Annotated in this window: 26 protein-coding genes; 17 read left to right on the top strand and 9 right to left on the bottom strand. The window is 51.5% G+C overall.

The genetic code is table 11. The annotated features are described in order from the left end of the window. Positions 1 to 31 precede the first annotated feature (31 nt). Both RHH27_RS12500 and purB read left to right on the top strand, forming a co-directional pair. Complete coding sequence (locus tag RHH27_RS12500) at positions 32 to 1,120, top strand: LOG family protein (protein ID WP_206200402.1); 1,089 nt, start codon at positions 32 to 34, stop codon at positions 1,118 to 1,120. Positions 1,121 to 1,172: 52 nt separating this feature from the next. Next, on the top strand, positions 1,173 to 2,468 hold the full coding sequence (gene purB, locus RHH27_RS12495; RefSeq protein ID WP_302678435.1) for an adenylosuccinate lyase: 1,296 nt from the start codon (positions 1,173 to 1,175) through the stop codon (positions 2,466 to 2,468). Here the strand turns inward: purB and pyrE are convergent. Together pyrE and cysS are read right to left on the bottom strand one after the other, a co-directional pair. After that, positions 2,465 to 3,034 (bottom strand): orotate phosphoribosyltransferase, encoded by a 570-nt coding sequence (pyrE, locus tag RHH27_RS12490; RefSeq protein WP_302677386.1) that lies wholly within the window; start codon positions 3,032 to 3,034, stop codon positions 2,465 to 2,467. The genes purB and pyrE overlap by 4 nt on opposite strands. A 14-nt stretch (positions 3,035 to 3,048) precedes the next feature. Beyond that, a complete protein-coding gene (gene cysS, locus RHH27_RS12485) occupies positions 3,049 to 4,515 on the bottom strand; it encodes a cysteine--tRNA ligase (protein WP_302678434.1) in 1,467 nt (488 codons plus the stop codon). Positions 4,516 to 4,613: 98 nt separating this feature from the next. Between cysS and rpsN the strand changes: the two genes are divergently transcribed. The 3 genes from rpsN (at position 4,614) to RHH27_RS12470 (ending at position 6,971) form a co-directional block, all read left to right on the top strand. After that, positions 4,614 to 4,916, top strand: coding sequence for a 30S ribosomal protein S14 (gene rpsN / locus RHH27_RS12480; RefSeq protein WP_011057663.1), 303 nt, complete (start codon positions 4,614 to 4,616; stop codon positions 4,914 to 4,916). 43 nt (positions 4,917 to 4,959) lie between these two features. After that, positions 4,960 to 5,247, top strand: coding sequence for a 4a-hydroxytetrahydrobiopterin dehydratase (locus tag RHH27_RS12475; protein ID WP_302678433.1), 288 nt, complete (start codon positions 4,960 to 4,962; stop codon positions 5,245 to 5,247). An 86-nt stretch (positions 5,248 to 5,333) separates the two neighbouring features. Further along, positions 5,334 to 6,971 carry an acetolactate synthase large subunit gene (locus tag RHH27_RS12470; RefSeq protein ID WP_302678432.1) on the top strand — a complete coding sequence of 546 codons (1,638 nt, stop codon included), beginning with the start codon at positions 5,334 to 5,336 and terminating at the stop codon, positions 6,969 to 6,971. On the opposite strand, the gene RHH27_RS12465 is transcribed toward RHH27_RS12470, so the two are convergent. From RHH27_RS12465 to RHH27_RS12445, 5 genes are all read right to left on the bottom strand, one after another. Continuing rightward, the gene (locus RHH27_RS12465; RefSeq protein WP_302678431.1) at positions 6,968 to 8,707 is read right to left on the bottom strand and encodes an FAD-dependent oxidoreductase; all 1,740 of its coding nucleotides are present in this window, start codon (positions 8,705 to 8,707) and stop codon (positions 6,968 to 6,970) included. The two genes, RHH27_RS12470 and RHH27_RS12465, sit on opposite strands and share 4 nt — an antisense overlap. After that, positions 8,704 to 9,351, bottom strand: a complete 648-nt coding sequence (gene lepB / locus RHH27_RS12460) for a signal peptidase I (protein ID WP_302678430.1) — start codon at positions 9,349 to 9,351, stop codon at positions 8,704 to 8,706. Before lepB ends, RHH27_RS12465 begins: the two co-directional genes overlap by 4 nt. Positions 9,352 to 9,483: 132 nt before the next feature. Continuing rightward, positions 9,484 to 10,341 carry a fructosamine kinase family protein gene (locus RHH27_RS12455; RefSeq protein ID WP_302678429.1) on the bottom strand — a complete coding sequence of 286 codons (858 nt, stop codon included), beginning with the start codon at positions 10,339 to 10,341 and terminating at the stop codon, positions 9,484 to 9,486. A gap of 11 nt (positions 10,342 to 10,352) precedes the next feature. Further along, positions 10,353 to 10,580: a Calvin cycle protein CP12 gene (locus RHH27_RS12450; protein ID WP_011057657.1), complete on the bottom strand. Its 228-nt coding sequence runs from the start codon at positions 10,578 to 10,580 to the stop codon at positions 10,353 to 10,355. 127 nt (positions 10,581 to 10,707) lie between these two features. Continuing rightward, positions 10,708 to 12,309 carry an NAD(P)H-quinone oxidoreductase subunit 4 gene (locus RHH27_RS12445; RefSeq protein ID WP_302678428.1) on the bottom strand — a complete coding sequence of 534 codons (1,602 nt, stop codon included), beginning with the start codon at positions 12,307 to 12,309 and terminating at the stop codon, positions 10,708 to 10,710. A 312-nt stretch (positions 12,310 to 12,621) separates the two neighbouring features. Here RHH27_RS12445 and RHH27_RS12440 point away from each other — a divergent pair, with 312 nt between their 5' ends. The 10 genes from RHH27_RS12440 to RHH27_RS13415 all read left to right on the top strand — a co-directional run bounded on the left by RHH27_RS12440 (position 12,622) and on the right by RHH27_RS13415 (position 17,257). Then, positions 12,622 to 12,963 (top strand): cation:proton antiporter subunit C, encoded by a 342-nt coding sequence (locus RHH27_RS12440; protein WP_149819866.1) that lies wholly within the window; start codon positions 12,622 to 12,624, stop codon positions 12,961 to 12,963. Between the two features lie 9 nt (positions 12,964 to 12,972). After that, entirely contained in the window at positions 12,973 to 14,397 is a 1,425-nt protein-coding gene (locus tag RHH27_RS12435) for a cation:proton antiporter (protein ID WP_302677392.1), read from the top strand. Beyond that, entirely contained in the window at positions 14,394 to 14,783 is a 390-nt protein-coding gene (locus RHH27_RS12430) for a Na+/H+ antiporter subunit E (protein WP_302678427.1), read from the top strand. Before RHH27_RS12435 ends, RHH27_RS12430 begins: the two co-directional genes overlap by 4 nt. Next, a complete protein-coding gene (locus RHH27_RS12425) occupies positions 14,780 to 15,040 on the top strand; it encodes a hypothetical protein (RefSeq protein ID WP_181495024.1) in 261 nt (86 codons plus the stop codon). The genes RHH27_RS12430 and RHH27_RS12425 overlap by 4 nt, the downstream gene beginning before the upstream one ends. A 14-nt stretch (positions 15,041 to 15,054) precedes the next feature. Beyond that, positions 15,055 to 15,333, top strand: coding sequence for a monovalent cation/H(+) antiporter subunit G (locus RHH27_RS12420; RefSeq protein WP_181496944.1), 279 nt, complete (start codon positions 15,055 to 15,057; stop codon positions 15,331 to 15,333). Further along, positions 15,326 to 15,856 (top strand): DUF4040 domain-containing protein, encoded by a 531-nt coding sequence (locus RHH27_RS12415; RefSeq protein ID WP_302678426.1) that lies wholly within the window; start codon positions 15,326 to 15,328, stop codon positions 15,854 to 15,856. The genes RHH27_RS12420 and RHH27_RS12415 overlap by 8 nt, the downstream gene beginning before the upstream one ends. Then, on the top strand, positions 15,853 to 16,512 hold the full coding sequence (locus tag RHH27_RS12410; RefSeq protein ID WP_302678425.1) for a Na(+)/H(+) antiporter subunit B: 660 nt from the start codon (positions 15,853 to 15,855) through the stop codon (positions 16,510 to 16,512). The genes RHH27_RS12415 and RHH27_RS12410 overlap by 4 nt, the downstream gene beginning before the upstream one ends. A gap of 11 nt (positions 16,513 to 16,523) precedes the next feature. Beyond that, positions 16,524 to 16,712, top strand: coding sequence for a DUF2887 domain-containing protein (locus tag RHH27_RS13425; protein WP_399372961.1), 189 nt, complete (start codon positions 16,524 to 16,526; stop codon positions 16,710 to 16,712). Further along, complete coding sequence (locus RHH27_RS13420) at positions 16,684 to 17,004, top strand: DUF2887 domain-containing protein (RefSeq protein ID WP_399372959.1); 321 nt, start codon at positions 16,684 to 16,686, stop codon at positions 17,002 to 17,004. Before RHH27_RS13425 ends, RHH27_RS13420 begins: the two co-directional genes overlap by 29 nt. A 160-nt stretch (positions 17,005 to 17,164) precedes the next feature. After that, positions 17,165 to 17,257: an IS630 transposase-related protein gene (locus RHH27_RS13415; protein WP_399373406.1), complete on the top strand. Its 93-nt coding sequence runs from the start codon at positions 17,165 to 17,167 to the stop codon at positions 17,255 to 17,257. A gap of 49 nt (positions 17,258 to 17,306) precedes the next feature. Here the strand turns inward: RHH27_RS13415 and hisH are convergent, their stop codons facing one another. Together hisH and RHH27_RS12395 are read right to left on the bottom strand one after the other, a co-directional pair. Beyond that, positions 17,307 to 17,924, bottom strand: a complete 618-nt coding sequence (gene hisH, locus RHH27_RS12400) for an imidazole glycerol phosphate synthase subunit HisH (protein WP_399373403.1) — start codon at positions 17,922 to 17,924, stop codon at positions 17,307 to 17,309. 65 nt (positions 17,925 to 17,989) lie between these two features. Beyond that, the gene (locus RHH27_RS12395) at positions 17,990 to 18,601 is read right to left on the bottom strand and encodes a cation diffusion facilitator family transporter (protein WP_302678423.1); all 612 of its coding nucleotides are present in this window, start codon (positions 18,599 to 18,601) and stop codon (positions 17,990 to 17,992) included. Positions 18,602 to 19,271: 670 nt separating this feature from the next. On the opposite strand from RHH27_RS12395, the gene RHH27_RS12390 reads away from it, so the two are divergent. Together RHH27_RS12390 and RHH27_RS12385 are read left to right on the top strand one after the other, a co-directional pair. Continuing rightward, entirely contained in the window at positions 19,272 to 20,936 is a 1,665-nt protein-coding gene (locus RHH27_RS12390) for a hypothetical protein (protein WP_302678422.1), read from the top strand. A gap of 17 nt (positions 20,937 to 20,953) precedes the next feature. Then, positions 20,954 to 22,306, top strand: a complete 1,353-nt coding sequence (locus RHH27_RS12385) for a hypothetical protein (protein ID WP_302678421.1) — start codon at positions 20,954 to 20,956, stop codon at positions 22,304 to 22,306.

Raw genomic sequence — 22,306 nt, 5'->3', positions numbered from 1 at the left:
TAAAATAGGGTGCTAACGTTCTTAGGGTGCCATGACCCTTTCGCGAGTCGCTTTAAGTAGCCTACAGCAAGACCTTGAACAGTTAATTCGTCGCTTGGATAGGGTGCCCCACGGCGACGTGATTTACCAAGCCCTGCAACTTTTTCTGGATATTGCCGATGAGGAACTGGAACGACTAGATTGGAAGATTCTGCGTTCCTGCCTGCGGGATATGCACCAAGCCCTGCGGGTCTTTGCCCCCTATCGCCATACCCGCAAAATTTCGATCTTTGGATCGGCACGCACTCCCTCCACGGCGCCAGTCTATGAAATGGCGGTGGCCTTTGCCCAAGCGGCGAGTGCCACGGGGTTTATGATTATCACCGGTGCCGGGGGTGGCATCATGGAGGCTGGCAACAAAGGGGCAGGCTCCAATAAGTCCTTTGGCCTGAACATTGAACTCCCCTTTGAGCAGGGGGCTAACCCCTATATTGAAGGGGATCCGCGTCTGATTCACTTCAAGTACTTCTTTACGCGCAAGCTCTTTTTGCTCAAGGAAACCGATGCCATTGCTGTATTTCCCGGTGGCTTTGGCACCCAAGATGAAGCCTTTGAATGCTTGACTCTCTGTCAAACGGGCAAAGCCCCCCCTAAACCCTTGGTCTTGATGGACATTCCCGGCGGCACCTACTGGCAGCATTGGGATCGATTTATTCGTGAAGAACTGGCAGCCAAGGGACTAATTAACCGTGAAGATCAGGAACTCTACCGCATTTGCACCAGTGTTGAGGAGGGGTTGGCTTACCTCAGTGGCTTTTATCGTGTCTATCACTCTAGCCGCTATGTGGGCGATCGCTTGGTGCTGCGGTTGAACCAAGACATTAGTGATGCCGCCTTGGCAGAACTCAATCGCGATTTTCAAGACATCCTCGTGTCGGGGCAGATTGAACGCGCTGAACCGTTGCCTCGGGAAGTGGAAGACGAGCAACCCATTAACCGTCCTGCCTTGACTCACACGCTCCACCTGCCGCGATTGATCCTGCACTTTAACCAGCGGGACTACAGCCGTCTTTACCAACTCATCTATCGCCTCAATGGCTTTGCCACGGCGGAAACTGTGTACCATCCCGAACGCAAATAGGCGATCGCCCCCAGATGACCGTTTTTGATCACCCTTAGAGATACATACGCCCATGATCGAACGCTATACCCTTGCCCCAATGGGGAATCTCTGGACGGATGCCTACAAATTAAAAACATGGCTCGATGTTGAGATTGCGGTCTGCGAAGCCCAAGCCGAACTGGGACATATTCCTGCTGACGCCGTCGCTGAAATCAAAGCCAAGGCCAAGTTTGACCCCCAACGGGTGCTGGAAATTGAGGCAGAGGTAAAGCACGATGTCATTGCCTTCCTCACCAATGTCAACGAACATGTTGGCGATGCCGGCCGCTATATTCACCTTGGCTTGACCAGTTCCGATGTCCTCGACACCGGTTTAGCCCTGCAATTGGTGGCCAGTCTGACGCTGATTCAAGAGCAGTTGGAGCAGCTCATTCAGGCAGTACGCCACCGTGCCCAAGAACATCGCTATACGGTGATGGTGGGACGCAGTCATGGGATTCATGCCGAACCCATTACCTTTGGGTTCAAACTCGCGGGTTGGCTGGCGGAATTGCTGCGCCATCGCGATCGCCTGTGCCAATTGCAGCGCACCGTGGCCGTAGGCAAAATTTCGGGGGCAGTGGGCACCTATGCCAATGTGGATCCGCGGGTGGAGGCGATCGCCTGCCAAAAACTCGGTCTCCAACCCGATACCGCTTCAACACAGGTGATTTCCCGCGATCGCCATGCCGACTATGCCCAAACCCTTGCCCTCTTGGGAGCCAGCCTCGAGCGCTTTGCTGTTGAGATTCGCAATCTTCAGCGCACCGATGTCCTTGAAGTCGAGGAATTCTTCTCGAAGGGACAAAAAGGCTCCTCTGCGATGCCCCACAAACGCAATCCCATTCGTTCCGAACGACTGACCGGTCTAGCGCGGGTGCTGCGGGGGAATGCTTTGGCTGCCCTTGAAAATGTTGCCCTCTGGCATGAGCGGGATATTTCCCACAGTGCGGTGGAACGGGTGATTTTGCCCGATAGCTCGATTCTCAGCCACTTTATGCTGGTGGAAATGACTGACTTGGTGCAGACGCTGCAGGTCTATCCCGAAAATATGCGCCGCAATATGAACTGCTACGGCGGTGTCATCTTTAGTCAGCGGGTGCTCTTGGCGCTGGTGGAGAAGGGGCTGAGTCGCGAAGCTGCCTATGCCTTGGTGCAAAAACATGCCCATGCCGCGTGGAATCAACCCAACGGTGACTTTGCTGCCAACCTCAAAGGGGATCCAGAGATTCAGCGCTACCTGGCACCAGAGGAACTCGAGGCCTGCTTTAACCCTGAACATCACCTCAAGTACCTCGAGGAAATTTACCAGCGGTTGGGAATTTAGACCGCATTGAGGTAGGCTTCGAGGTCGCTAATCCGAAAGAGCGATCGCAGGGGTATTCCTTGAGCGGCAAAGGCAGCTTCCCCGCCCGCTTGGCGATCGACAATGGCCAGAACCTCATTGACCACATAGCCTGCCTCTTGGAGCCGCAGCACCGCCTTGAGGGCAGACCCCCCCGTCGTGATCACATCCTCAAGCACCGTGACCACCGCCCCTTGGGGCAAGGGGGGACCTTCAATAAAGCTCATCGTGCCGTGGCCTTTGGCTTCCTTGCGCACAATCAGCGCTGCCCGATCCTGCCCGTGCACATTGGAGAGCACGCTCACTGCCACCACCAAGGGATCCGCCCCAAGGGTGAGACCCGCCACCGCCACCGCTTCAGGGGCTAACTGCGCCAAGAAGAGCCGCCCCACAAGGTAAGCGCCCCGCGCTGATAGGGTCACAGGTTTGCAGTTGATGTAGTAGTGGCTTTTTTGGCCAGAGGAAAGGATAAACTCGCCGGCACGGTAGGCATCGCGGCACAGCAGCGCCAAGAGTTCCTGACGCAGGTCAGCAAGGGAATCGTGCATAGTGTTCTCCACAGTTAGGGGGTTGAGCCAGCGGGCACGCGAAACCAATGGGTGGTGCCGTCCTTTTGATCCACGAGTTTGACCCCTTGAGCCAAAAGGAGATCCCGCAGGCGATCGCTCTCCGCATAGTTCTTGGCTTGGCGGGCAGCGGTGCGAGCAGCAATTAACTCTCGAATCTCCTCATCGGTTAGGCCAACCGTTGACGCAGCTTGTGCCTCTGCTTTTGCCTCTAGACCCAAAACCTGAGCAAGAGTGACTAGGGTGTGCCAGTCGCGGCTGATTTCAGCGGGCGATCGCCCCCAGTCTCCCCCGTGGAGATAGCGATGCTGCTCACGATTCAGGACTTTGGCCAGTTCAAAGATGACCGCTAGAGCTGCTGCGGTGTTCAAGTCCTCATCCATAGCTTGACAAAAGGCTTGGGTACTGGGGTGAGCTTTGACCCCCTCTGGATCAATGACGGGCAGGGAGAGCTGCCGATTGAGCTGTAGCGCCTCCTTCAGGGTTTGCCAGCCCTTGGCAGCGGCGGTCAGTGCCTCTGGCGTAAAGTCCAAGGGTTTGCGGTACTGAGCCTGCAAAACCAACAGGCGCAAGGCCATGGCATCCACCCCCTGAGCCAGCAGATCACGAATGGTTGTGAAATTCCCCAAGGACTTGGACATTTTCTCTGTGTTGACGGTAACAAAGCCGTTGTGGAGCCAAAATCGGGCTAGGGGCTGTTGCGTCACCGCCTCCGATTGGGCAATTTCATTCTCGTGGTGGGGGAAAATTAAATCCATGCCACCGCAATGAATATCCACCGTTGCCCCAAAGGCCTGTCGCACCATTGCCGAGCATTCAATGTGCCAGCCGGGGCGCCCTTTACCCCAAGGGGCTTCCCACGGGTCATAAACAGCCATTTCCTCCGGCTTTGCGGCTTTCCAGAGGGCAAAATCAAGGGGATGGCGTTTGCGCTGCTCCTCCTCTTCCTCAATGCGGCCACTGGCACCGGCCATGAGTTGCTCAAGCTGGCGCCCGGAGAGCTTGCCATAGCTGGGAAATTGTGCCACGGCATAGTAAACATCCCCGCCGGCCACATAGGCATAGCCGCGATCCAGTAGCCCTTGAATGAGGTGAATAATTTCTGGAATCACCTCTGTCGCGCGGGGATAAGCAGTGGCAGGTAGGATATTCAAGGCCGCCATGTCCTCGTGGTAGGCGGCAATGTAGCGATCGCTCACTGTGGCCATCGTCTCGCCGTTTTCATGGGCGCGGCGCAAAATCTTGTCATCAATATCGGTAAAATTTTGCACATAGTGCACCACGTAGCCCAAGAACGTGAGATAGCGGCGCAGCACATCCCAAGCCACATAGGAACGGGCGTGCCCCAAATGGCAGTAGTCATACACCGTGACACCACAGGCATAGATCGTCACCCGCTCTGGGTGCAGGGGCGAGAAGGGTTCAAGGCGGCGAGACAGTGTGTTGTACAGATGTAAGGGCACAGAAACACCCCGCAAGGATCAACAGTTGCAGCAGCAAATCGCTCTTTGATAGGATATAGGATACCAAATTCATCATTATCGAGGACAAACACACCCCCATGGCCAAAAAAAGCATGATCGAACGGGAAAAAAAGCGGCAACGGCTTGTTGCTAAATACGCCAGCAAACGCCAAGAACTCAAGGCTCAACTGGCCAGCGCCGAAACCCAAGAAGAGATCATGAGCATCCATCGTCAACTGCAACGGTTGCCCCGCAATAGTGCCCCTTCGCGGCTACGGAATCGCTGCTGGTTGACAGGTCGTCCTCGTGGTTATTATCGTGATTTTGGCCTCTGCCGCAATGCCCTGCGGGAAATGGCTCACCAAGGGTTGCTGCCGGGGGTGGTCAAGTCCAGTTGGTAAATTGCCTCTGCTACCCTAGAGCTAATAGGGTTGAGGCACAACCATGGCAGAGCGACTCTCTCCAGCCGATATTGAGGCACAACTAGCAAACCTAGCGGGCTGGAAATTGGCGGGCGATCGCCTTGAGCAAACATTTGTTTTCAAGGATTTTCTTGGCTCCATTGCCTTTATCAATCGTCTGGTGGATCCCGCTGAGCAGGCTGGACATCACCCTGATTTATCCATTTCTTGGAATCGGGTGACGGTCTGCCTTACGACGCATGATGCCGGCGGCATTACCCAAAAGGACATTGATCTGGCCAAGGTGATCTCCGATCTGGCCGCGGCATAACTTTCGTCAGCATTTGCCAATATTTAAGGATTGGGCGAAAAAGACAGAACTACGATAGGGAGTAGTGCCCGCGATCGCCCATCCTTATGAATACCGCCGAATTACTCGTGAAATGCCTTGAAAATGAAGGCGTAGAATACATTTTTGGTCTGCCGGGGGAAGAAAATCTTGATGTCCTGCAAGCGCTGCGTCGCTCCCCCATTCAATTTATCACCACCCGCCATGAACAAGGGGCGGCCTTTATGGCCGATGTCTATGGTCGTCTCACCGGCAAAGCGGGGGTGTGTCTTTCTACTCTCGGTCCCGGTGCTACGAATTTAATGACCGGTGTTGCCGATGCTAACCTCGATGGTGCTCCTCTTGTGGCCATTACAGGGCAGGTAGGCACCGATCGCATGCACATCGAGTCCCACCAATATCTAGACTTGGTGGCCATGTTTAGCCCGGTAACCAAATGGAATGCCCAGATTGTCCGCCCCAGCATTACGCCAGAAATTGTCCGCAAGGCCTTTAAGATTGCCCAGAATGAAAAGCCAGGGGCGGTTCACATTGATGTGCCCGAAAACATTGCCGCCATGGAAGCTGAGGGCTATCCCCTCAAGCCTAGCCCGCCCGAAAAAACCTATGCCTCGTTCCAGAGCATTCTCAAGGCCGCTGAACTGATCAATGCTGCTGAGAACCCCCTGATCTTAGTGGGGAATGGCGCTATTCGTGCCCACGCTGCCGCTGCCCTCACCCATTTTGCCGAAAAGCTGAATATCCCCGTGGCCAATACCTTCATGGGTAAAGGGGTCATTCCCTATCAGCACTCCCTTGCCCTGTGGACGGTGGGACTCCAGCAGCGGGATTACATTAGCTGCGGCTTTGATCATGCTGACTTAGTGATTGCCGTTGGCTATGACTTGATTGAGTATTCCCCGAAAAGCTGGAACCCCGATGGCCGCTTGCCCATTATCCATATTGCGGCCACCCATGCCGAAATTGACAGCAGCTATATTCCTGTGATTGAGGTGGTGGGAGATATTTCTGATTCCCTCTATGAAATTCTCAAGCGGGCCGATCGCCAAGATAAGCCCACCCCCTATGCCGTGCAACTGCGCCAAGACATTGTGGCGGACTACTGCCAATATGCCCAAGATGAGAGTTTTCCCGTCAAGCCGCAAAAGCTCATCTACGACCTGCGTCAAGTCATGGGGCCAGAGGATATCGTCATTTCTGATGTGGGTGCCCACAAGATGTGGATTGCCCGTCACTACCATTGCGATCGCCCCAATACCTGCCTGATTTCCAATGGCTTTGCCGCAATGGGGATTGCCGTACCAGGGGCAATAGCGGCGAAATTAGTCTATCCGCAGCGGCATGTGGTGGCAGTCACCGGCGATGGCGGCTTCATGATGAATTGCCAAGAACTGGAAACCGCGCTGCGCATAGGAACCAACTTTACAACCATCGTCTTTAATGACGGCGGCTATGGCCTCATCGAGTGGAAGCAGCAGCGCTACTTTGGTGAATCTGCCTATGTCCACTTTGGTAACCCAGACTTTGTCAAGTTGGCCGAGAGCATGGGACTCAAGGGGTATCGCATTGAAGCCACCGCTGATTTTATCCCAACGTTGAAAACTACCCTTGCGCAGTCTGTGCCCAGCATTATTGATGTCCCCGTGGACTACAGTGAGAATCTGCGTTTTAATCAACGCCTTGGGGAGCTAAGCTGCGAAACTTAGGCCACGCACGCCACCCGAATCCAAGGGGCGTAGGGGTTCATAAACCCCGTTACTGTGATTCGCTGCCCACTTTGATAGGTTTGCAGTTGCTCGTTGACGGTGGGGTGGAGTGTTACCAAAGGCCAAGACCACTGATCCGTGCGGAGTTGATACGCCTGTTCCCCTAGTTTCACAAATTCGCCGCTAACCGTTTGCATGCCGGCGCTCACGATCATGGGTGTCGGTTGGGCGATCGCCACCGTCGGCGGTAGGGGAACTGTGGGATCAAATGTATTGAGTGTCTGGAGTTGCCAAGCTTCCCATTCGGGATGTTGCGGCGCCAGGTTAAAGAAGGGAAAGATTGCCTGTCGGCACTCCTGAATCAGGGGCTTCAGATCAAGGGTGCCCACCAGTTGGTGCAGCGATTTCCCTTGGCGAATGGCTGTGGCGGCTAGCCACCCTGCCCCCTGTCCAATGCCCATTACCAGCGGTTGCAAGCGAGTGGCACCATTGGCAATATGGGTCACCGAGATATTTTTCTCTGCCACTAGAAAGCCCTCTACCGTCTGGGGAATCAACGACGTATAGGGAATCACGAAGGGCGTCCCCGTCCAACGACCGCCCCAACGAATGGACTTAGGGACAAGGGGGAGTTCCATCCCCGGATAGTGGTGATCGTTCGGATAGTTGCCGATGGCAATGCCCGTGTAGTGACCTTGGGCATCAACGGGCGGTGGTGCAGTGGGGAGAATATCCTGCTCGTGAATTGTGGTGACACCCATCAGGCGCCGACTTTCGCGGTAATAGGGATGGAGGGCATAGGCACCGCCCCCCAGTTGGTCAGGGAGTTGGGGAAACGTCTCTTCCGCTAAACCATAGCGGCGACCCAACTGTTGCTGCACATAACGGGCAAAATCTTGGGCGTGCCAGCGTGCCTCTTGGCAAAAGGCCTGTCGCTCTTGGGCAGAGCCAATCAGCCGTTCCAGACCCACCCCATAGTCATTCCCCTGCTGCGGCCAGTTGAGGATAAAGCGGTTTCCCGGCAGGCGGCCATAGTTGAGAAAGTGCAGCGGGTCATAGCCTGCCCAAGCACCGTTAAACTTGTGCTCATCCCAAAGGGGAGAAGGGGGAATCTCTGGGGCAGTGGCACCCTCACCGTAGTCCTGTAAAACGACAATCCATGTGGGGGCTTGAACGGGATAGGTTTGAGTCAAGGCTGTGGGTGCTGGGGGGGCTGAGGGTTCTTGGGTGTCTGCCTGCCACTCCCACCCCCAGCGATGGGGAATTTCCCCCAAGGCAAGGAGATCCCCGAGTTCTGTGGCGTCAATCGTGATTTGGGCATGGAGGGTGAGGGTGGTCAATTCCACCCCGAGGACGCGATCGCCTTGGCGCAAAACCGCTTGGGGAAGTTCACCGACAAGCCACGTCAGGTTGGGGGTTGCCTTGACCCACTCGGCAAAAAGATCAGCGGCGACCTTTGGCTCAAAGGTAAAAAAACTCACCCAAGCATGATCTAGCCCCCCCACTTGGCGTTGGGCGATCGCCCGCAGAAACTCACCCCACAGCCCGGTTTGCCACGCCATGAGTTCATTGCCATCGGGCGCCGCCACCCCAGCACTGGTGAGCATGCCCCCTAGCCACGGCGTTTCACTGACAAGCACCGTTTGCGCTCCCATGCGAGCCGCCGTTAAAGCAGCAGCTACCCCCCCTGTGCCACCACCCACAACGAGTACCTCGGTGCGCAGGGTTTGCCTCACTGTTGCGGTTCCTTGGGATCGGTAATCAACCCCCAACGATCGGGGGGCCAAAAGCGAATCGCCGCACGACCAATAATGTAATTGCGCGGTACCACGCCCCAGCAGCGGCCATCAAAGCTGTTATTGCGGTTATCCCCCAAGACCAAGTAGCTGTTGGCAGGAATCACCTGCGGTTGAGCCAGATAGGGCTGAATACCGGCACAGGTATCGACGGAGGTCAATGTCGAGGGAGCTAGATAGGGTTCGGGTAGGGGTTGATTGTTGATATAGACGCGCCCTTGGCGGAGTTCCACGCGATCCCCAGGCAAGCCCACCACCCGCTTGATAAAGGCATCACGAAAGCCTGCCTGTTGCAAGGCCGGAGTTGGATTGAAAACAATAATGTCGCCGCGATGGGGGGCATGGAAATAGTAGCTGATCTTTTCAATAATCAGGCGATCGTTAATCAGCAGGGTTTCTTCCATCGAGCTGGTGGGAATATAGCGCGCTTCTGCTACAAAGGTACGAATACCAAAGGCCAAGAGAGCAGCCAGCCCCAAGGTTTTGGCCATCTCCAGCCACCAAGGTTCTGTCGTCTTTTCGGCCTTGGCTGTCACTGATTCAGGGGTAGAAGCATTTGTGGGTGGCACTTTGCCATCGGACATAGGAAGGAATCTCGCAAACACTCAAAAATTGAAGCCATGCACTCCACGATACTACAGGGATGTGAGGCGAGGGAGCACTGTTTGATTTTAGAGTGCTTTGGCAAACGTTCTGTTCCACAGGGCAGCTTGTAGTTAAAGGATCTGCTCAATCATGTACTGGGCTTGAGTCCCATAACTGCCGCCAAAGAGATTGAAGTGATTGAGGATGTGGTACAGGTTGTAGATGGTTTTCCGTTGCCTATAGTCAGCCGCTAAGGGATAGGTGGCGTTGTAGCCCTCATAAAAGGCCGCAGGAAAGCCACCAAAGAGTTCACTCATGGCCAAGTCCACCTCGCGATCGCCATAGTAACTGGCGGGGTCGAAAATGACGGGTTCCCCCGTACGACAAAAGGCAGCATTTCCCGACCAGAGATCGCCGTGCACTAGGGTAGGGGTTGGCTCATGGTTCAGGAGTTCTGGAATGGCTGCTAGGAGCTGCTCCGCCTTGGGAAAGTGTCCACCCCGACGGCGAGCCAGATCAAACTGATAACGCAGGCGAGCATCGCGGAAAAACTCCCCCCAGTTGTCTGACCAAGGGTTGATTTGAGGAGTGGCACCAATGGTGTTATTCTCCGACCAGCCATAGCGATCGCCAGTGCTCTTGAGGTGCAACTGTGCCAGCTCTACCCCCATTTGCCACCAATCTCCGGCACTGGTGAGGGGCAAGTATTCCAACACTAAAAAACTCGCGTCCTCAACCACTCCCCATAGCAGGGGAAGGGGAACGCGAATCGCTTGAACCTTGGCGATCGCCCGCAGGGCATTGGCTTCGGCAGCAAACATGGCCTGACGTTCAGGGCGATTGAATTTAACAAAGAGGGGTTGCTCAGGATGTTGCCACACATAGGTGGTGTTGATACTGCCGCCCCCTACCGCAAGGGCTTTACCCCCATGGAGCCGCTGACCCGTCGCTGCGGCAAATTGATCCCACAACTGTTGCCAGCGACCCACACCCTCAACCCTTAGTCGTCGTAAATGCGGCACTCAGCAGCATCAGGGTTGTCATCACAGTACTGCTGGAAGGAGGTTTTGTGATCTTGCTGCTCAGCGCGTTGGTGGGCAGCTTCCGCTTGCAGTTCCTCAAGGGCATCCCAAGCGGCGGCACACTGTCCAGAGGTTGCCCCTTCGGTGTCACAGATTTTGTGGGCTTCCTCGCGGGCTTGTTCAATTTGTTTCTCGAGATTACTCATAGAGCCTTTATTGAATCACCGTATTCAGTTTATGCAATCTGCCCAAGGGCAGGAATGCCGTTACTCCACTCTAGCAATGAATGCCCTGAACTGCCAGTTGGAGACGGTGCATTCCCACCCCTCACCCCTAGAGGGTACTGTCGGCAACGGTTGCTTCACTAACTAGGCTGGGGGCGGATTGGGTCAGTTGGGCATAGAGGGGCAGATGGTGCTGCACTACCGCCGGCAGAGCCGCATGGACATGGCTAGCGATCGCTGTCGTGGTCACATCGTAGGTTTGGGTGGCTAGCTTGGGATACATCCCCACGGCAATAATCGGCACCAACAGGGACAGGGCAATGAAGGTTTCACGGGGATTGATGTCCAACAGCAGTTTGTCAAACATATCGCCCGCTTGTTTGCCCGTAAAGACACGGCGCACCATCGAGAGCAGATAGACGGGCGTAATAATCACCCCAACAGCGGCAAGGAAAATCACCCCCACTTTGAAGGTCGTGGAGTAGGCATCACTGTTGGTCAAGCCCAAAAAGACCGTCAGTTCACTGACAAAACCACTCATACCGGGCAGTGCCAGCGAGGCCATAGAGCCAGCAGTAAAGAGGGCAAAGGTTTTCGGCATGGATTGGGCAATCCCGCTCATTTTTGCCATGGCCAATGTGTGGGTGCGATCGTAGGTCACCCCGGCCAAGAAGAAGAGAACAGCCGCAATCAAACCGTGGGAAAGCATTTGCAGCATCGCCCCATTGAGACCAATGCCATTGAGGGCACCAATGCCCAGCAGCACAAAGCCCATGTGGGAAATCGAGGAGTAGGCCAGCCGCCGCTTCAGGTTTTCTTGGCCAAAAGCAGTCAGGGCACCATAGACAATATTCACGACCCCAAGGGCAATCAGAACAGGGGCAAAGTAGATGTGGGCATCCGGCAACATTTGCAGGTTGAAGCGAATCAGGCCATAGCCCCCCATTTTCAAGAGCACGCCTGCCAGCACCATTGACACGGGCGCCGAGGCTTCACCATGGGCATCGGGTAACCAAGTGTGTAGCGGAAAAATCGGCAGCTTGACACCAAAGGCAATCAGGAAACCACCATAGGCCAGCAGTTCCAGCGCCAAGGGATAGTCCTTGAGACCCAAGGCCGCCATGCTGAGCGTAAAGTCCCCCCCATAGAAGGCCATCCCGAGGCCAGCAATGAGGATAAAGAGGGAACCAACGGCAGTGTAGAGGATGAATTTTGTAGCGGCGTATTGGCGTTTGGCTCCCCCCCAGATGGAAATGAGTAGATAGACGGGCACCAGTTCCAATTCCCAAATCAGGAAGAAGAGGATGAGGTCTTGGGCGGCAAAGACGCCAATTTGGGCACTGTAGAGCGCCAGCATCAGGAAATAAAATAAACGCGGCTTCTGCTTTACTTGCCAAGCCGCAAAGATTGCCACTGTGTTGACCAGACCCGTCAGCAACATCAGGGGGACGGCAAGGCCATCAACCGCTAGGGACCAGTTCAGGCCGATTTGCGGCAGCCAAGGCACGGTTTCCACCATTTGGATCTGGGCGGATTGGGCATCGTAGTGCTGCCAGAAAACCATTGCCGAGAGGCCAAATTCGAGGAGGGCGATCGCTAGGGCATACCAGCGGACTGTCTTCCCCTCACGGTCGGGCAATACGGGAATGAAAAAGGCTGCCACTAAAGGCAGCAGTGTCAGTACAGTCAGCCAAGGAAATTGGACATTCATCAGACAACCCCCCAAGGGACGAGTCCAGTACTCTGTTCAAGTATCTGAATAAGAATATATACCTATTTGCCAAATGTTGCAAATTGTTAAGCATTTTTCTAAATTATAAAGTTTGTGACACTATTATTGACAAAAATCTATTCTATAAAGAATTAATATTGATCTGAATAAAGTTAAGATGGGGGTTGACGGGCTTAAGGTTCCTCACCGTTGGTTGCGGCGGTGCAGTTTTATAGCAACAGGCAAGGTGTAACGGCAAAGCAGAATGTTACAGTTTGTTCTAAATACCAGAGTGTCTGGGGGTGGGGTCTCATGATTTTCTTGGAAGCCAGTGTTTTTGTCACTATCCTCGTCGGGTTTCTAGCAACGATCGTCAAGAAAAACCTGCTAATGAAGATTGTGACGATGGATGTCATGAGCACCGGCGTAGTGGCTTTGTTTGTGGTCATTGCCACCCACAGTGGTCTGGTCACGCCCATTGCCCGTGGCGGAGCCTTTGATGCTGCCTATGCCGACCCCGTACCCCAAGCCGTGATTTTAACCGCGATCGTGATTGGCCTTTCGATTCAAACGCTGATGCTGGTGGCAGCAATGAAGCTAGCGCGGGATAACCCGACGTTGGAAACCCCAGAAATTGATCAAAAGTACCTGTAGGGAGCGGCAATGACGGCGCTGGCGATCGCTTGGATTTTGTTGCCCTTTGTGGCGGGTTTAACGCTTTACTTATTGCCCCCCTTAGCGCGGGGTCTGCCGCTGGCGATCGCCCTTGTTTCCCTCTGTGTCGGCTTAGGCATCACCATTAACCAAGTCAACACTGCGTTTGTCCTACTCGATAGCTTTGGCATTTCCCTGAGCATTGACCCCCTCAGTGGCTACTTTATTGTCACCAATGCCCTCGTCATTTTGGCAGCACTGTTACATACGTGGCAGGAGGGTTATAAAGCGTTCTTCTATGTGCTGCTGTGTCTGCTCCACGGCTGTGCCAACACCGTCTTTATTTCAGCGGATTTCCTCAGTCTCTACGTCAATATTGAGGTGCTGGGGATTGTTGTCTTTTTGTTGATTGCCTATCCCCGTAGCGATCGCCCCCTCTGGATTGGCCTACGCTACCTGATGGTGAGCAACGTGGCCATGCTCTTTTATCTAATGGGGGTGGCGCTCGTCTATCAGACAAACCATACCTTTGCCTTTAGTGCCCTGATGCAGGCACCGCCAGAGGCTGTGGCGCTGATTTTGATGGCATTGTTGGCCAAGGGCGCCATTTTCATTAGTGGGCTTTGGTTGCCCCAAACTAACGTCGTTGCTGCTCCCATTGTTGCTGCTCTCCTGGCCGGCATTGTCGAAAATGCTGGGGTGTTTAGCCTTGCTCGCGTCAGTCTGCTCCATAGCAACATTGCCGATATTGTGCAGCTGTTTGCCCTCGCCTCGATCTTTTTTGGCTCAATATTTGCCTTGGTGGCCGATGATGTACGACGGATGCTCAGCTTTAGTACCCTTGGCCACCTAGGATGGGTGATCATTGCCCCACCGGCAGCGGGTTTGTATGCTCTGATGCACGGCTTAGCCAAGGCCAGTCTTTTTTTGAGTGTGGGGGAACTGTGCCACTATCGTCTTAGTGAATTGCGCCAAGAGGGTCTGCCGCGCCCAGTGGCGATCGCCCTGATTATTGCCGGTTATGGCATTATCGGTGTGCCCTTCCTTGCTGGATTCCCCGCTAAGGCCTTGACCCTGAGTTACCTTGATCCGTGGCAGCAGGGACTGCTCTATGGTGCTGGCTTTTTGACCGCCACAATTTACAGCAAATTCCTCTTTTTGCCCCGCTATCCTAGCAAGACCCCTATGGGCTATAGTGCCGCCACAATGGTGCTCTTGGGTGGGCTATTTCTGGCCAATGCCGGCTACATGGAAGCCTACAGTAGTGGCATGAGTTTGTTACGCGCCTTTTTGCCGCCCTTGGTGGGGTGTGGCCTAGTGGCTTTGGGGGTCTCCCGCTGGGAATCCGCTTGGCGAGGGGCTTGGGAGCGCCTAGAGCATCTTCTAGGGGTGATGCTGTTACTCTTACTTGGCTTGGTGGGGTTAGCGCTATGAATTATTTGAACTTTGCCCTGCGCCTGACGATTTGGCTGCTGCTGACGGCGGACTTTGGCTTGGTCAATCTGGCGATTGGGATTTTGGTTTCGCTCCTGCTGCCCCAAGGGCGAGGGGGGGTGGCAACACTGCGGCAGTGGCTGAGTACCCTAGGAAAAGTGGCGATGGCTGTTCCCCGTGCCTACTTTGAGACAATTGAAATGATGGTGCGTCCCCATCGCCATGAGGCGATCGTCCGTGAACCCGTTGATCCTACCCGTGCCCCCGGTCTGATTTTTCTGGATATTTTTACGATTACCTTCACCCCCAAGACGATCGTGCTGCACTACGACGAGGAGGGCTGGTTTGAAGTGCATCAACTAGTGGAGCGCAGACCCGAAAAATGACCGCCTTTTTAGTCATCATGCTGTTGATTCTGGGCATTCCCCTCTATGCTGCTTGGAAGGGGGAGCACATCTGGTCGAAGATGTTGGCCTTTGCCAGTATTGCCACAAAGGCAGCCATTATGATCTTGCTGGTGTCGGTGCAGCGGGATGATTGGATGATTGGCATTGTGGGGGTGATCATCCTTAGTGTGGGCAATGGTGCCCTGATGCTCTTGGCGCAGATTCTGCGGCGACTACGGGATGTCGCCAATCTTTAGGGAGGGGGTCAGTGATTTTACAGTGGATCAGTTATGCCTGTATTAGTTTTGGTCTCTTTCTTTGGCTGTGGGGAACATGGCCGCTGGTGGGTCGGCGATCGCCCCTCTATAAACTGCATTTTTTGTCAGTCTCCGATACCTTAGGTTCGATGGCGATCATGATCGGGGTGTTACTGCGCATTCCCCGCGAATGGCCGCTTCTGGTCTTGGCGTTGATCTCCCTCGCCCTCTGGAACACCATTCTGGGCTACGTTTTGGCCTACTGCTCCCAAGGGGAGGACACTGATGGATAGCTGGCTCATTGCTGTCACTGCACTCTTGCCTCTAACGGCTCTGATGCTGGTGTTTCAGGAGAATCCCTACCACGCCCTTGTCATTCGTGGCATTATTGGTGCGGTGGCGGCCCTGCTCTATGCCATTCTCGGCGCTGCCGATGTGGCGCTGACCGAAGCCCTTGTGGGAACAATGCTCTCAATTATGCTCTACGCCGTTGCAGTACGCTCTTCCTTGGTGCTGCGATTGGGCATCTTAGCTTCGGCACTCTCCAGCGATAGCTTGGATCACTTACTGGCAGCCATTCGTGAAGCCGTTGCTCCCTATCATTTGCGTGTTGAATTAATCATTTATCCCACCTTTGAGCAACTTAAAATAGCGCTCCGCGATCGCGAGATTCATGCCCTATGTGCTGAAGAAACCACTCAATTATTAACGATGACCCGTGTAGCACGCCTTTACACCATCCTCAAGCCCCAGCTCACCAATCTCACAGAACTCGTGTATTACCCCTTGCCCAGTGAAGAGGAGTCAGCGACATGATTTGGCTCTATGGCATTGCGGCAGTGCTGCTGCTGGTGAAAATGCTGATGATCCCCACCCTACCTGCGGTACCAACGCTTCCCATTGTCGAAACCCTTGTTAACCAGAGTGGCATTCCCAATGCCGTTACGGCTGTGATTTTGCGCAATCGCCTGTACGACACCATTTTTGAAGTGGTGGTATTCACTCTTGCCATCATGGGGGCACAGTATCTACTCAGCAATGAAAAACCCCTTGGCCACGTTAGCCGCTTTAATGATCAGCCCTCGATTGTTTTGGCAAGATTTGGCGCCACCATTTGCTCCCTTGTGTGTATTGAGTTGGCCTTGCGGGGGCACCTGAGTCCGGGGGGTGGATTTGCGGCTGGCGTTGCTGGCGGGACGGCGATCGGGCTTGTGGCCATTACCTCAGCTCCAGAATGGCTAGAAAGCATCTATCGTCGCTTCCATGCCGCCAGATGGGAAAAAATCTCCGTGATTGTTTTCATTCTCTGCGGTGCCAGCCTGTTGATGGGGGTGGCCTTGCCGGCGGGTCAGTTTGGCACGCTCCTCAGTGGTGGCTGGATTCCTTGGCTGAATATCCTCATTGCCCTGAAAGTGGCTTTGGGGTCGTGGGCGGCAGTGCTGACATTTATTCGCTATCGCGGCCTGCTTTAATCCATGCTCCCGTGATATATTCCCTAGCCCATGCGCCGCGACTCCCTCTTTTACCAACTTTTGCTCAACTGCCTCAGACGCTCTTTGAGCTGCTTGGAATTGACTATCCTAGGGGCTACCGCTTTGACTCCGTTGAACTCAAGCAAACCGCCTTCCGCATTGACGGTGTCTTTGTCCCCCCTGATCCCTTATTTTTGTGAAGTCCAGTTTCAAAGAGATAATACCTTCTACGAACGCTTCTTTGCTGAAGTCTTTCTCTATTTGCGTCTGTATCGCCAGACCTTCTCTGATGGGCAAGCCGTGGTCATTTATCCCAATCGATTACTTGCGCAGCGGAGTCAGACAGAAACAGACCTGAAGCAGCAAGCCATAATAGAGTTAATCATAACAACTGTCCTGTACAAGTTCACCACACTAAGTCGCGAGGAGGTGCTGCGGATGCTGGGGTTTACGACTGAAGAGCTGAAGCGGACGCGGTTTTATCAGGACTGACCTTGGGGAAGTGTCTGATTGGCTTGATTTCTATGCTTAGCCCATGCCCCCTGACTCCCTTATGAGCTATAGCTCGGACTTACGAGAGCGGGTTGTCTCCTAATATCAAGCAAGGCGGCAAAATCAGTGAAGCGACTCAAAGCATCCCGATGACCGTTTAATCGATCGTGCCCAGCGATTTGGGGTACAAGTTTCCACCGTTGGTTACACCCTCAATCAGATGGGCATCACCCGAAAAAAACAGATGCGCTAGCAAGAACGGTGTGATGAGCTGATTCGCAATTATTGGACTGGATAATATCTCATTCTTGATTAAAATGGCCATACTGGTGTTTGACGAGAGTGACAAAGTTGCGCAGTAGTTGCAGGCCGATCTTGCCCGACTTTTCGGGGTGAAATTGACAAGCAAAGACATTGGTGCGGGCGATCGCGGCTGTGACAGTTTGCTGACCATGACGGACGGTGGCGGCCACTAACTCTGGATCCTCAGGGGCGACAAAGTAGGAGTGAACAAAATACACCCAAGGGGTTGGCGGTAAATTCTGCCAGAGGGGACAGGCGGGTTGCGTCAAGGTCAGTTGGTTCCAGCCCATGTGGGGGATGGGGAGACCGGGTTCAGATTGAAAGCGTTTGACTTTCCCCGCAAAAATACCAAGGCCGGGTTCTCTGCCTTCTTCACTGCACTCAAACAAGACTTGCAGACCCAGACAAATCCCCAAAAAGGGCATCCCCTGCTGAATCACCCGCTGAATGACAGGCACCAGTTCCCGCTCGTGGAGATGGGTCATGGCGGGGTCAAAGGCACCGACACCGGGGAGAACCACGGCATCCGCAGCACAAATGTCACTGGCGCGATCGCTCACTAAGGGCATTGCCCCCACCACATCAAGGGCTTTACTCACGGAATGCAGGTTGCCCATATCGTAGTCAATAATGGCGATCGCGGGTGTGCTCACAGAAAGCCTCTCCCAAAGGGTAACCCTACCTATTCTACAGGGGTACTCATCCCTGCTTGCCTTGCATCCCGAATAATGCGAATCCCGCCCCAAAGCACAAGGCTGGCGATGCCAAACCCCACAATCAAATCAGGATAAGGAGACTGAAAAACGACCACTAGCGCCCCTGCTCCAATCACGCTGACATTGGCAATGACATCGTTTTGGGTAAAAATCCAGCTCGCCCGCATATGCACCTCCCCCCGCCGATGTTGGGCAATCAGATACAGACAGCAAGTATTGGCTACTAGCCCAAGGAGGGCGATCGCCATCATCCAATCTGCCTCTGGGGCACTACCGCTGACAAAGCGACGGATCACATCCAGCAAAATTAGGGCGGCTAGCGTTATTTGAAACAGGCCACTTAGACTTGCTGCACGGGTTTTCTGCTTGAGCGATCGCCCCACGGCATAGAGGGAGAGGCCATAGACGAGAGCATCGGCCAGCATATCAAGAGAATCAGCAATCAAGGCAGTGGACTGGGCAAGGACGCCAGTAATCACCTCCACAAAAAACATGAGCACGTTGATCAGCAGCACAATTCGCAGGGTTTTGCGCTCCGCCGCATTTCTTGCTTCGATGTGGCAACCACAATCGGACATGGGCTATTCCCAAACGTATCTAAATATCATGGCTGAAGTAGCTATAGGGTTGCCAGACCTCGAATAGCACAATTGTTTAGCTAGTCAATGCAGATGTGACTTGCCGTACAACGGTCAGAGTTATTCTTTTAAATTAAACTGTCACAATTATTGACGCAAAGTGGCTTTAACTAGCAGCTACAGCTACTTAGGGTACTAACCGGTATTCGATAATACAATAATAACATTGGAATAACATTGGCACTTTGATTGACAAGCCGGTCTGATTGTCACTTGATATGTTAATTTTTGTTGCAAGATTCAATATTTCTGCCTCAAATCAGATCGTTTGACCATAGAATTTTTCTAGAACATCTTTTTCAAGCGTTAAGACTGTATGACTCAGTAACACCAAGCTCTATACTGGTCAACTTTTGGGGCTATGCAGAGGTAGACTATAATGTTGAACGTGTTGAACAAATGTTGTAGGGGTTTCTCGACCTAAATCAATCCGTGGCTACAGCTTAATTTATTCTGGTCAAGATTTACTAAAAGGTAGTCGATCAGGTCAGCCGTTTAGAGATTATTCAAATCCATCTTCTAAGGTTGCTCATTATCAATGCCTACATTTCTTAAGTAAAGAGTAAAGCAAGAAAAACATACCAATAGGAATGAAAGAAATATTGGTCTCATGGTTACCTACTCTGACTGGAATACTGCTCTCATCAACTACTTTACCCAAAATGTACCTTACGGCACAAAAATTTACCTGAGCCTAGATAGTGATAGCTTAGAAAAAATTGGCAGTTCTTTTTCCCAAAAGTGTGAACATGAATCTTGGGCTATAAGCTTCTGCAATGTTGTAAGAAGTCGAGTAGTCAAAGGTGAAAAAATAGACCTAAGCACTGTGTCTTATTCGGACAAATCGGGTTACCCTCTTGGAGTTGCATTTTTAGGGATTATGGTTTTAGCAGCCAATGAAATGGCGGATGATGAAGATAATAAGTTAGATGAGAAAAATTATTTTTCTAGGTTTCGCAAAATCCTGTGCCTTCCTGAGGATAGACAATCTAGACCAAAGGGGCTACAAATAAGGCCTAATGAAGATGCTCCTGAAATATATTTGTGGAAAGAATGGAATAGCTGGTTGTTTCAAAAAGGCTTTATCCCAACAGCTGAAGAGGGTTCTAGTAAACAAAGAAAATACATTAACTATCCAATATCCCAGTCATTGCTTCGTAATGCAGATAAGGATCGATTGAGAAGACTCTTTCATGAAAAACAATGGCAAACAAGATGGGATGAGCAAACATTATTTACGAAAGTGGCTAATGAATACTCAACATTTACCCAGCATCTCAAAAAGTTAATAGATGATCGTAGTCGCTATGAATCAGTAGCTCAGGTAATTCATGAAACCTACGAAGACTGGCTGGCGGAAGGATCACCAAACACCTTAACCGGTAGAACAAAGCGTAGAGAGTGGAGTCGCCAGTTGTACGCAGGGATATATCGCACTGAGGATTTTTTGGGAAATATTGAGTACTACCTGTATCCAAAGCAACAAAAAGGGCGATCGCTTGGTTCATTAACAGTAGAAGCCAATGGAGAACGATGGGATTTACGAGAAGACAGAGCGGGCTGGTATTTACCGATCGGACAACCTTTGTCGAGACAAGAAATATCTAACGGCGGAACATATCAGATAAATCCCAATGCCCAAGCTGAGAAGTTAATTTTACCCAAGCGAGACTTTTGGATTTTAGTGCCCGATCCAGATAACCCTGAATCAGGGGTATATGCTAGCTGGAGTAGTCCAAAATTGGGAGAGCAGTTTATTATCCTTTTCAGGGAATCACTATTTACAGATTTACAAAGATTGAGAGATGAAAACCTAATTCAATGGGAAGGCGATCGTGATACAAAATATCTAGTTTTTGGTGATAACTCAGATTGGTATGAAGTTTATCAGTGTCAAGTCCTTTCTAAAGCATGGGATGCAGTATTTATTCAATCAGCAGAATTGAAAAATGAACTACAACCGAAAACATCGCTATCTATTAGTTTTTCAGGAGGGTTAAGAGTACCCAAGAAGAATAATACATGGATCAGTGATCATCTCCCACAGGTAACAGTATTTGCATTTCATCCAACCGTTGCGGTAGAGATTACCAACATTACTACCAACGAAACGGTTTACTCTGATCAGTCTTTTTCAACTAATCAACGGCATTCAATTCCCAATTTGACTCAAGGTAGTTTTATAGTTAGTGCCACCTGTTCAGGGCAATCTGCTCAGGGACTAATAAAAGTTGTAACATGGGATGAAATTGATTTTACAAGTTTTAGTGCTTAATCAGCAAGGAGTTAATCATGACCCAATCCAGACAAGAGAGAACAAGTAGACAAAGATCAGTAAGATGGTATATGGGATTTAAGCAAAGTACAAAGAAATTAAAACCTAAACAGCTAATCAAAGTTATATCTAGGTCAGTTCAGTCTAGAAATCTTGTACCGTACATACCATTATTAAGAATCGAAAAAGAACCAAAAGGGGAATATTACTTTTTTATCGCGATTGAGAGCATAGAAATGGGGGATATCCCACCTGAAGTAGATAGTTTTATTAAAGGCTTAAAGGAACAATGTTTTAATTTTCCTGTTGGCAAGGAACGTAACCAATTTACTATTGACGATATTAAACCAATGGTTGGCGCAGCACATGATGTCCAAGATTACACAAATCCTATTCCATACCGATCCCAAAAAATTATTCGTGAGAGTCCTTTCGCCTTAGTTGATAGTACTAAAACTCAAAATCTCAGTGATGAGCAAATTAGGCAATTCTCAACTAAGCATGAACATCTGCTTTATTGGCTATCTACTTCAGGAAGCGGCACATGGGAATCCTTTAAGAAAACCTGTGAAATTCTTGATCTCCATGAGCCAAAGCGCATTTTAAGGCGGCTAAAACTACTGAATCATTTAACTACCTCTGATAATGGCTCTAAATGGCAAGTTAATCCGCCCTCTTTAGTACATGTGGGTACTGATTCTGAACCTAGCGATCAGACTTTTTTACTTCATGGTCAACGTAGCCATTGCTTTTTACAGAGGCTTAGAGAATTTGGATCACTAAAGGAAAGACATCAGCCAAGAGGGGAAGCACCTCCCAGAATTAAGCTAATATTGCCCAGTCAAATTACGATTGAAATTCTAGCTCAAAAGATTGGATATTCTATTAATTTAGCTGAATCCTCAAGTATTCTCAGTCTTAATGATTGGCAGAATAGTTTGAATAGAATTGATGGTGTTCTCCCTTTTAATTTTGATCTGAAGAGATTTGATGGAGCAAACTTTATTGATTGTATTTTCCAAAATGAAACGGGATTTTATCAGTTTTGGACAAAAGACTCTAGACGGCTTAGATATAATTTTTTCTACAATCAAAATACACAATCATGGTTACAGGGTGATTGGTATGGATTAAGATTTTTGGCAATTCTATCGCTTGGGCAGAATGTTGAGTTTTACTACAATCGTCAAGAAAAAACTTTGGCAATTCCTAGGGCTCAAAGGTTGCCAGAGATTTATGAATCTCATTTAGTTATGGCATCTGGCATGTTACCTACCTACCGAGATGGCTTCTTGATTTACACTAGAATTAGTTCACGGCTGGCTAGAGAAATTTCAGAAGCTCTCAAGATTACACTAACTGAGCAGTAG

Source organism: Thermosynechococcus sp. PP555 (assembly GCF_031583225.1).
Classification (GTDB): Bacteria; Cyanobacteriota; Cyanobacteriia; order Thermosynechococcales; family Thermosynechococcaceae; genus Thermosynechococcus.
This window is presented reverse-complemented; position numbering and strand designations above follow the sequence as displayed.

Bases quoted from the DNA above. Each gene is read 5' to 3' on its own strand.
- RHH27_RS12500 (WP_206200402.1), top strand. From the start codon at position 32: ATGACCCTTTCGCGAGTCGCTTTAAGTAGCCTACAGCAAGACCTTGAA.
- purB (WP_302678435.1), top strand. From the start codon at position 1,173: ATGATCGAACGCTATACCCTTGCCCCAATGGGGAATCTCTGGACGGAT.
- pyrE (WP_302677386.1), bottom strand. From the start codon at position 3,034: ATGCACGATTCCCTTGCTGACCTGCGTCAGGAACTCTTGGCGCTGCTG.
- rpsN (WP_011057663.1), top strand. From the start codon at position 4,614: ATGGCCAAAAAAAGCATGATCGAACGGGAAAAAAAGCGGCAACGGCTT.
- RHH27_RS12475 (WP_302678433.1), top strand. From the start codon at position 4,960: ATGGCAGAGCGACTCTCTCCAGCCGATATTGAGGCACAACTAGCAAAC.
- RHH27_RS12470 (WP_302678432.1), top strand. From the start codon at position 5,334: ATGAATACCGCCGAATTACTCGTGAAATGCCTTGAAAATGAAGGCGTA.
- lepB (WP_302678430.1), bottom strand. From the start codon at position 9,351: ATGTCCGATGGCAAAGTGCCACCCACAAATGCTTCTACCCCTGAATCA.
- RHH27_RS12450 (WP_011057657.1), bottom strand. From the start codon at position 10,580: ATGAGTAATCTCGAGAAACAAATTGAACAAGCCCGCGAGGAAGCCCAC.
- RHH27_RS12445 (WP_302678428.1), bottom strand. From the start codon at position 12,309: ATGAATGTCCAATTTCCTTGGCTGACTGTACTGACACTGCTGCCTTTA.
- RHH27_RS12440 (WP_149819866.1), top strand. From the start codon at position 12,622: ATGATTTTCTTGGAAGCCAGTGTTTTTGTCACTATCCTCGTCGGGTTT.
- RHH27_RS12435 (WP_302677392.1), top strand. From the start codon at position 12,973: ATGACGGCGCTGGCGATCGCTTGGATTTTGTTGCCCTTTGTGGCGGGT.
- RHH27_RS12430 (WP_302678427.1), top strand. From the start codon at position 14,394: ATGAATTATTTGAACTTTGCCCTGCGCCTGACGATTTGGCTGCTGCTG.
- RHH27_RS12425 (WP_181495024.1), top strand. From the start codon at position 14,780: ATGACCGCCTTTTTAGTCATCATGCTGTTGATTCTGGGCATTCCCCTC.
- RHH27_RS12415 (WP_302678426.1), top strand. From the start codon at position 15,326: ATGGATAGCTGGCTCATTGCTGTCACTGCACTCTTGCCTCTAACGGCT.
- RHH27_RS12410 (WP_302678425.1), top strand. From the start codon at position 15,853: ATGATTTGGCTCTATGGCATTGCGGCAGTGCTGCTGCTGGTGAAAATG.
- hisH (WP_399373403.1), bottom strand. From the start codon at position 17,924: ATGGGCAACCTGCATTCCGTGAGTAAAGCCCTTGATGTGGTGGGGGCA.
- RHH27_RS12395 (WP_302678423.1), bottom strand. From the start codon at position 18,601: ATGTCCGATTGTGGTTGCCACATCGAAGCAAGAAATGCGGCGGAGCGC.
- RHH27_RS12390 (WP_302678422.1), top strand. From the start codon at position 19,272: ATGGTTACCTACTCTGACTGGAATACTGCTCTCATCAACTACTTTACC.
- RHH27_RS12385 (WP_302678421.1), top strand. From the start codon at position 20,954: ATGACCCAATCCAGACAAGAGAGAACAAGTAGACAAAGATCAGTAAGA.